The sequence below is a fragment of the Agriterribacter sp. genome (assembly GCF_035444585.1).
Classification (GTDB): domain Bacteria; phylum Bacteroidota; class Bacteroidia; order Chitinophagales; family Chitinophagaceae; genus Agriterribacter.
This window is the reverse complement of record NZ_DAOMOZ010000354.1, coordinates 1-2,781: the sequence shown is the minus strand read 5'-3', so window position 1 is coordinate 2,781 and position 2,781 is coordinate 1. Positions and strand designations below refer to the sequence as shown.

The window sequence follows — 2,781 nt, the reverse complement described above, 5'->3', positions numbered from 1 at the left end:
AGAGTGGTGTGGCCCTTGCCGCGCAATCGGTCCGGTTATCGAAGAATTGAGTAAAGAATATAATGGGAAGATAAATGTGGGTAAGGTGAATGTAGACCATAACCCGCAGTTGTCTATCAATTATGGCGTTACTTCCATTCCCGCCATTTTATTTGTAAAGGACGGCAAGGTCGTAGATAAGCTGATAGGGGCGCAGCCTAAAGCCAATTTTGTTAAAAAGATAGAGCAACATATCTGATAATATTTCTTGGTGTGAGCTTTTAAGAGCAGGCGGGAGCGTCTGCTTTTTTTGTGCTCCGTTTCTACATTGTTGTATATTGGTGCATAAAACTATAGCACCAAAACGGCTCTATGTCGGCGCAGCTTGAAAATATCAGCAGGGGAAGCCTGGGGATGGCCTTTCTGATCCTTGTTTGTTATCTCCTGAGCAATAACAAAAGAGCCATTAACTGGAAACTGGTGGCCATGGGCATCTTTGCCCAGCTGATGTTTGCCATGGGCGTGCTCAATACAAAGATTGCCGGGCAGCCTGTTTTTTGGGTGTTTTTTGGAATGATCTTATCGTATATCACTATCAGAAGGATTATACGGACACAAAAAAACAATGCTGTTATTGCTTTTGATGGACTGAGTATTGTGCTGGCTATAGCGTGGCAATGCATTTTCTTTTTCGGGTTGATCAGGAACGGCACATACGCCAACAGTGGAATGGCTGTTCTATTCAGTATTATTATACTCGCCTTTATCATCAAACGGCTCGCTTCCCATAGTAGTGAAATATTGAAGTGGTCTGTTTTATGTTCACTGTTCATACTTACCATTTCTATTTACACCAGGATCTGTAACCCGGATATTTTCAAGGTTGTATTGGAAAACATTTCTTACGCTTTTGTAGAGCTCATCAACCTGAGCCATAAGGGCACAGAATTTTTATTTGGCAGCCTCGCAAGCGATAAACAAAGCTGGGGCTATATATTCGCTGTGCAGGTGTTGCCCAACATCATCTTCTTTGCTGCGCTTTCTTCCATCCTGTATTATTTAGGCATCTTGCAAAAAATAGTATACGTATTTGCTTACCTGTTAAACAAGTTGAATATTTCCGGGGCCGAAAGTCTGTCTACCGCAGCCAATATTTTCTTAGGACAAACAGAAGCGCCACTGATGATCCGCCCTTACCTCGAAAAGATGACGCGCAGTGAAATGCTGTGCATTATGGTAGGAGGGATGGCCAACACTGCCGGGAGTGTATTAGCAGCCTATGTAGGGTTCCTTGGCGGGGATGATGTGACGCAGCAGCATTATTTTGCTTTGCACATGCTCAGCCAGTCTATTATGAGCGCTCCGGCGGCAATCGTTTGTTCGAAGATCCTTTTTCCCCAGCCCGATCACCGGCTCGTTGCCAAAGACCTCACCATACCAAAGGAGAAACTGGGAGATAATTTTTTAGATGCCATCTCCATAGGAACGACCGATGGATTAAAGCTGGCGGTAAATGTGGGTGCCATGCTGGTTGTATTTACCGCTATGATGTGGGTGGCAAACGCTTTGTTGGGCTGGGTGGGAGGCATTACAGATCTCAATGAAGAGATCAGGCTGGCAACCGGCGGACGATATGAAGCGCTTTCACTGAATATGCTGCTGGGGTATCTTTTTGCGCCGGTTGCCTGGCTGATAGGCGTGGCAAAAGCAGACATGGTAGCCATCGGCCAGTTGCTGGGTGAAAAAACGATCCTGAACGAATTTTATGCCTATGTTTCTCTTGCTGAGATGAAAAACAGTAATGTGATCACCGATCCGAAGTCGTTGCTTATTGTAACCTATGCGCTTTGCGGCTTTGCCAATTTTGCCTCTATAGGCATACAGATCGGGGGCATCAGCCAGTTGGCGCCCAACCAGCGGAGGAACCTTACCGAACTGGGGATAAAAGCACTGATAGGCGGGACTATAGCCTGCCTGATGTGCGGTTGTATAGCAGGAATGCTGTTTTAGCATTGAACATGTCCTTCTGGTATATTATATCCGGTTTATTCAAACCCAATGAGTATATAATTGCGTATAGTTTGAGTGTTTATATTATATATTTCCTGCTTAAATAATGCAAAATTGAGGAAAGCATTTTTTTTATCCGCACTTGCAATACATTTGGAGAATGTATTACCAAACTTTTCTTTTGTGAACGCTGTTTTTTTACTACGCTTTATTGCAGTTAGCCTGTGTTTCTGCGCCGCTTCTAATGCTTTTGCGCAAAACCATCCGTCTCGTCCGGTACGTTGTGTTACAGGTTCCGTAATGGAAAAATACTTTCAGAAATATCCCCGCGATAAAGCGGCATTCGATCAGAATCAACTGGTATTCCAGCAAAAATACGAAGCGCTGAGGCGTGCAAAGAAAGACAACCCCGTCCAGCAGCGCCTGAACGCTATTGTTACCATACCCGTGGTGGTGCATATTGTGATGGATGATCCTTCCCTGGTAACAGACGAACAGGTACAAAGCCAGTTGGATGTGCTGAATGCGGATTATGCCGGCGAAAATGCTGATTCAGTAAATATCCCCGCCGCATTTAAACCTTTATTTGCAAAGGGCAGCATCCGCTTTTGTCTTGCCCAGCGCAGCCCTTCCAACGAACCAGTGAACGGCATTTTGCGGATCACTTCTTCCACAGCTTCTGTTCCGGGCGATAATGATCCCATCAAGTATACTTCAATGGGCGGTTCGGATGCATGGAATGTAAACAGGTACCTGAACATATGGGTGTGTAAAATGGGAGTCAATGACCTG

General features: G+C 45.0%; 3 protein-coding genes. All 3 read left to right on the top strand.

Annotated elements, in window-relative coordinates:
- A partial coding sequence (locus tag PLH26_RS21390; protein WP_324588048.1) for a thioredoxin family protein occupies positions 1–238 on the top strand: 238 nt, incomplete at its 5' end.
- Positions 239–351: 113 nt separating this feature from the next.
- The gene (locus PLH26_RS21385; protein WP_324588047.1) at positions 352–1,989 is read left to right on the top strand and encodes a nucleoside transporter C-terminal domain-containing protein; all 1,638 of its coding nucleotides are present in this window, start codon (positions 352–354) and stop codon (positions 1,987–1,989) included.
- A gap of 300 nt (positions 1,990–2,289) precedes the next feature.
- Positions 2,290–2,781: zinc metalloprotease (locus PLH26_RS21380; protein WP_502876434.1), on the top strand; the 492-nt coding region annotated here is incomplete at its 3' end.

What these genes read in the sequence shown, in the direction of transcription:
- PLH26_RS21385 (WP_324588047.1), top strand. Translation starts at nt 352, where the DNA reads ATGTCGGCGCAGCTTGAAAATATCAGCAGGGGAAGCCTGGGGATGGCC.